This is a genomic window from Longimicrobium sp., assembly GCA_036387335.1.
Classification (GTDB): domain Bacteria; phylum Gemmatimonadota; class Gemmatimonadetes; order Longimicrobiales; family Longimicrobiaceae; genus Longimicrobium.
On the sequence record DASVTZ010000075.1, the window covers coordinates 1 to 5,052 of the forward strand.

Below are 5,052 nucleotides of genomic sequence, written 5' to 3' on the forward strand. Positions count from 1 at the left end.
GGCTGCCGCGGCGGCACCGGCAGCCGCGTGACCGGGGTGCCGTGCTCGCGCTCGGGCTGCGGCTGCGGGCGCGGCTGGAAGGGCGTGGGCTCGGCCGGCGCCTGCGGGGCGCGCGGCGCGAACGGGGCCGGCCCCTCGCCGGTGGGCATCACCGTGCGCGAGCCGGAGAGCGGCCGCACCTCGGAGCGCGGCGAGCGGAAGTCGGCGCGGATCACGTTGTCGTGCCGCTCGAACACCGGCTCGGAGCGCTCGAAGCCGGTGGCGATCACCGTCACCCGCACCTCTTCCTTCAGCCCGCTGTCGTGCACCGCGCCGAAGATGATCTCCGCGTCGTCGCCGGCGGCTTCCTGGATGATGGTGGAGATCGTCGTCACCTCGTCGATCGCCAGGTCCATCCCGCCGGTGATGTTGATGAGCACCCCGGCCGCGCCCTTGATGGAGATGTTGTCCAGCAGCGGCGACGAGATCGCCTCCTGCGCCGCCTCCACCGCGCGGTTCTCCCCCTTGCCGAAGCCGGTGCCCATCAGCGCCGTGCCGCGGTTGCTCATCACCGTGCGCACGTCGGCGAAGTCCACGTTCACCTCGCCCGTCACGCGGATCAGGTCCGAGATGCCCTGCGTGGCGTGCAGAAGCACTTCATCGGCCTTCTTGAGCGCATCCTTGAACGAGGTGCCTTTGCCGACGACCGAAAGCAGGCGCTCGTTTGGCACCACGATCATCGTATCCGCGCAGCGCTTCAGCTCCGCGAGGCCCAGCTCGGCCTGCTTGAGGCGCTTCTTCCCCTCGAACATGAAGGGCTTGGTGACGATGGCGATGGTGAGCGCACCCATCTCGCGGGCCATCTCGGCGATCACCGGCGCCGCGCCGGTGCCGGTGCCGCCGCCCATCCCCGCCGTGATGAAGACGAGGTCCGCGCCCTCCAGCGCCTTGCGCAGCTCGTCCGCGTTCTCCTCCAGCGCCAGCCGCCCGATCTCGGGACGCGCGCCGGCCCCAAGCCCGCGCGTGAGCTTCTGCCCGATCTGCAGCTTGATGGGGCACTTGCTGGTCTTCAGGACCTGGGCGTCCGTGTTCACGCTGATGAACTCGACCCCCTCCAGGTCCTCCTCGATCATCCGGTTGACGGCGTTTCCGCCGCCGCCGCCCACGCCCACCACCTTCATGCGGGCGTTCTGCGGCATAATCTCTTCGTACTCGAAGATCATCCTCTAGTCCTCCAGGCGCGTGGGAGGGACGTACTCGTCATGTCTTTGGGCATGCTCTATCCAGGGGCTGCACGGTCAAAAGAAGTCCGTGAGCCAGTCTTTCATCCACTTGATGACGCCGTTTACGGAGGCGTTGACGGGCGCGCTCCCTTCGGGGGATTCCGAGATGAGTCGGCGGGATCCATACAGCGCGAGTCCTGCGGCAGAAGCAAATTTGGGGCGGCGGACCGAATCCGCAAGGCCGCCGAGACCCTCTCCCGGAACGCCGATGCGCACGGGCCCGGCGAAGCTCCGCTCGGCCAGCTCCACGATGCCGTGCAGCGACGCTCCGCCCCCGGTCAGCACAATGCCGCCGGCCAGCTCGGGCGCCAGTCCGCTCCTCTCCAGCTCGGCGGCGACGAGGCCAAAGATCTCGTCCATCCGCTGCTCGATGATGTGCGCCAGCAGCTCGCGCGCGATGTGGCGCGTCTGCCCCGCGGCGGCCGCGGCGACTTCGAACGTCTCGTTGGGGTCCACCAGGTCCGCGCGGGCGGCGCCGAAGCGCTCCTTTGCGCGCCCCGCCTCCGCGTACGGAAGCGACAGGCCCTTGGCGATGTCGTTGGTGACGGTGGCGCCGCCCCACGGGAGCGAGGCCAGGTGCCGCACCTTGCGCTCGTAGAAGATGGCGACGTCGGTCGTCCCGCCGCCCAGCTCCACCAGCACGGTGCCGATCTCCTTCTCGTCCTCGCTCATGACGGCGAGCGACGAAGCGAGCGGCTCCAGCACCAGCTCGGCCACCTCGTAGCCGGCCCGGCTCACGGCCTTGCGGATGTTCTGCGCCGCCGGACTGGACCCGGTCACGATGAACACCTCCGCCTCCAGCCTCGTCCCCGCCATCCCGACGGGATCGCGGATGCCGTTCTGCGAGTCGACGATGTACTCCTGCGGGATGGCGTGGATCAGCTCGCGGTCGGTGGGGATGACCACGGCGCGGGCCACCTCGTGCACGCGGTCCACGTCGCCGGGGCGGATCTCGCCGTCTGTGCCGGGGGAGCGCGCCACGGCCACGACGCCGGTGGAGGGCCAGGCGTGGATGTGCTCCCCGGCGATTCCGGTGAAGACGCGCTCCACCTTGACCCCGGCCATCAGCTCGGCCTCCTGGATCGCCTTGCGGACGGACTCCGTGGTGGCCTCGATGTCGGTGACGATCTCGCGGCGGATGCCTCCCGTGCGCGCCTGCCCCACCCCCAGGATCTTGACCTGGGCGCGGTGGATGGAATCGCCGGTCACCTCCGCGATGACCACGGCGGTTTTGCTGGAGCCGATGTCCAGTCCTGCGACGAGTTGAGGGCGCATCCGGGGGGGGAAGTGCGTTAGTGCGTGAGTGCGTTAGTGCGTCCTGTCATTTCCAGGGGGGCGAATCTTCGCCGCTGGACCTACACGAAATCCGCCTTCGCGGACTCTAATCTTACAGTCCCCGCAGGGGGACTTTGCACTTTTCCAGCGGCGAATTCATTCGCTCTTGTGCGGTCCTGGCGCGTCCTGATGCGTCCTGATGCGTCCTGGTGCGGTCCTGATGCGCTCGCGCCGCCGTGCGGTCCCGCGTCGTCGTGCATCAAAGGGTGAGCGCGTCTCGAATCCAACGCACTCACGCACTCACGCACTAACGCACTTCCGGCTTCTTTTCCGGCAACCTCACCACGATCTGATCCTCCCACCGCGCGTCCACCCGAATCCTGCGCTGCGCGGAGTCCGCCGGGACGCGGCGCTCCAGGTCGGCGAGGGCGGCGCGCAGGCGGACCAGGCGGGCGTCGTCGGCGCCGGCGGGGATCAGGACCTCGGCGGCGGGGGCGCTCAGCACCAGGCGGAGTGCGCCGGACGGGTCGGAGCGCACCTCGCTCACGCGGGCCATCAGCGCCGGGTCCAGCTCGCCCAGCCGTCCAGTCTCTGCCAGCAGCGTCCGCACGGGGCCCGCAGGGATGCGGCCGCGCGCGTCCGGCTTCACGGTGGCGCGCAGGAGCGGGAGGTCCAGCGGCACGCGCGCGGGGTCGACGGGGAGCACTTCTCCCTCGGCGGTGACGGCGCGCAGGGTGCCGGCCTGCACCAGGGCCGCGGCGCGCTTCTCCGTCACGCGGATGCGCAGCGTGTGCGGCAGGCGGCGCGTGACCTCCGCGTCGGCGACGACGGGGTGGCGGCGGAGGGCGGCTTCCCAGGCGGCCGGGTCCGTCCACACGCTGCCGCCGATCTTCACGCCCGATGCGGCGAGCACCTCGTGCGGGGCCAGGAGGCGTGTGCCGGAGACCTCCACGCGGCGCGTGTCGAAGCCCGGCGAGACGCGCAGCAGCGGCGGTCCCCAGAAGGGCGACGAGGCCGCGACGAGGGCGACGGCGGCAAGGACGATGCGGCGGGTGCGGCGCTTCATCAGCCGGTCGGGCGGCGGCGGGAGGCCAGCAGCTCGCGCGCGGCGGAGTCCAGGTTCCCCGCGCCCATCGTGATGCACAGGTCGCCCTCGCGGAGCTCAGAGGCCACCGCGCCCACGATGGCGGCGCGGTCCGGCACGTAGCGCAGGTCGGCGCCCGCGGCGCGCGCGGGCTCGGCGATCAGCATCCCCGTGACCCCCTCGATCGGCAGCTCGCGGGCGGCGTAGACGTCGGTCAGGAAGACCACGTCCGCCATCGCCAGCGCCTGGCCGAACTCGCTGGCGAAGTCGCGCGTGCGGGAGTAGAGGTGCGGCTGGAAGGCGAGCACCAGGCGCCGGCCGGGGTGGGCCTCGCGCGCGGCGCGCAGCGTGGCGGAGACCTCGGTCGGGTGGTGCGCGTAGTCGTCCACGAAGAGCACGCCGCCCGCCTCGCCCACGTGCTCGAAACGGCGGTCCACTCCGCTGTACGAGGCGATCCCCTCCGCGATGGCGTCCCACGACGCGCCCAGCCGCCGTCCCACCGCGATCGCCGCGAGGGCGTTGCGCACGTTGTGCAGGCCAGGGGCGCGCAGCCGCGCGGTTCCCAGCGTCTCGCCCCGCTCGCGCACCTCGAACAGCGTCTCGGCGGGGGCCATGCGCACGTTCTCGGCTCGGAGCATGGAGCCGGCGTTGACGCCGTAGGTCATCACTCGATCCGCACCGCCCGCGAGCGCGGCGGCCAGGCGGGCGGCGCCGTGGTCGTCCGCGCACGCCGCCACCAGCCCGTCCGCGGGGACGGAGTCCACGAAGACGCGGAACGATTCCTCGACGGCTTCCAGTGAGCCGTAGATGTCGAGGTGGTCGGCTTCCAGGGTGGTCACGACGGCGATCGTGGGGCGGAGATGGTGGAACGAGCGGTCGTATTCATCGGCTTCCACCACGTAGAGGTGGTCGTCGCCACGGCGGAGGTTGCCGCCCCAGGCGGGCACGTGCGCGCCCACGAAGCCCGTGGGGTTGAGCCCGGCGGCGGCCAGCACGGCGGTGGTGAGCGTCGTGGTCGTCGTCTTTCCGTGCGTCCCCGCGATCCCCACCACGAGCCCGTGGTTCACGATGGCGCCCAGCGCCTCGGCCCGCTTGAGCACCGGGATACCCCGCTCGCGCGCGGCGCGGATCTCCGGGTGGTCGGCCGGGATCGCCGCGGTCATCACCAGGGCGGCGGCACCTTCGATGTGGGAGGCGTCGTGGCCTTCCAGCACCGTGGCCCCGCGCTCCGCGAGCAGCCGGCTGGCGGGGTTGGGATGCGCGTCGCACCCCGTCACCCGCACGCCGGAAAGCATGAGCATGTCGGCCAGCGGGCTCATCCCCGCCCCGCCGATCCCCATGAAATGCACGGGCCCGCGCCCCGCCAGCTCCACCAGATCGAATCCGTTCAATATACCGCCCGCAATACGGTTGGGAAAGTTGCTCAATCCA

Annotated in this window: 4 protein-coding genes; all 4 read right to left on the minus strand. The window is 71.3% G+C overall.

The features are described 5' to 3' along the window. On the minus strand, window positions 1–1,202 hold a 1,202-nt coding region (gene ftsZ, locus VF647_06485; GenBank protein HEX8451723.1), incomplete at its 3' end, for a cell division protein FtsZ. Window positions 1,203–1,277: 75 nt separating this feature from the next. Next, window positions 1,278–2,537, minus strand: coding sequence for a cell division protein FtsA (gene ftsA / locus VF647_06490; protein HEX8451724.1), 1,260 nt, complete (start codon window positions 2,535–2,537; stop codon window positions 1,278–1,280). A 307-nt stretch (window positions 2,538–2,844) separates the two neighbouring features. Further along, window positions 2,845–3,603, minus strand: coding sequence for an FtsQ-type POTRA domain-containing protein (locus VF647_06495; GenBank protein ID HEX8451725.1), 759 nt, complete (start codon window positions 3,601–3,603; stop codon window positions 2,845–2,847). After that, the gene (murC, locus tag VF647_06500) at window positions 3,603–5,012 is read right to left on the minus strand and encodes a UDP-N-acetylmuramate--L-alanine ligase (protein HEX8451726.1); all 1,410 of its coding nucleotides are present in this window, start codon (window positions 5,010–5,012) and stop codon (window positions 3,603–3,605) included. The genes VF647_06495 and murC overlap by 1 nt, the downstream gene beginning before the upstream one ends. Window positions 5,013–5,052: the final 40 nt, after the last annotated feature.

Bases quoted from the DNA above. Each gene is read 5' to 3' on its own strand.
- ftsA (HEX8451724.1), bottom strand. From the start codon at position 2,537: ATGCGCCCTCAACTCGTCGCAGGACTGGACATCGGCTCCAGCAAAACC.
- VF647_06495 (HEX8451725.1), bottom strand. From the start codon at position 3,603: ATGAAGCGCCGCACCCGCCGCATCGTCCTTGCCGCCGTCGCCCTCGTC.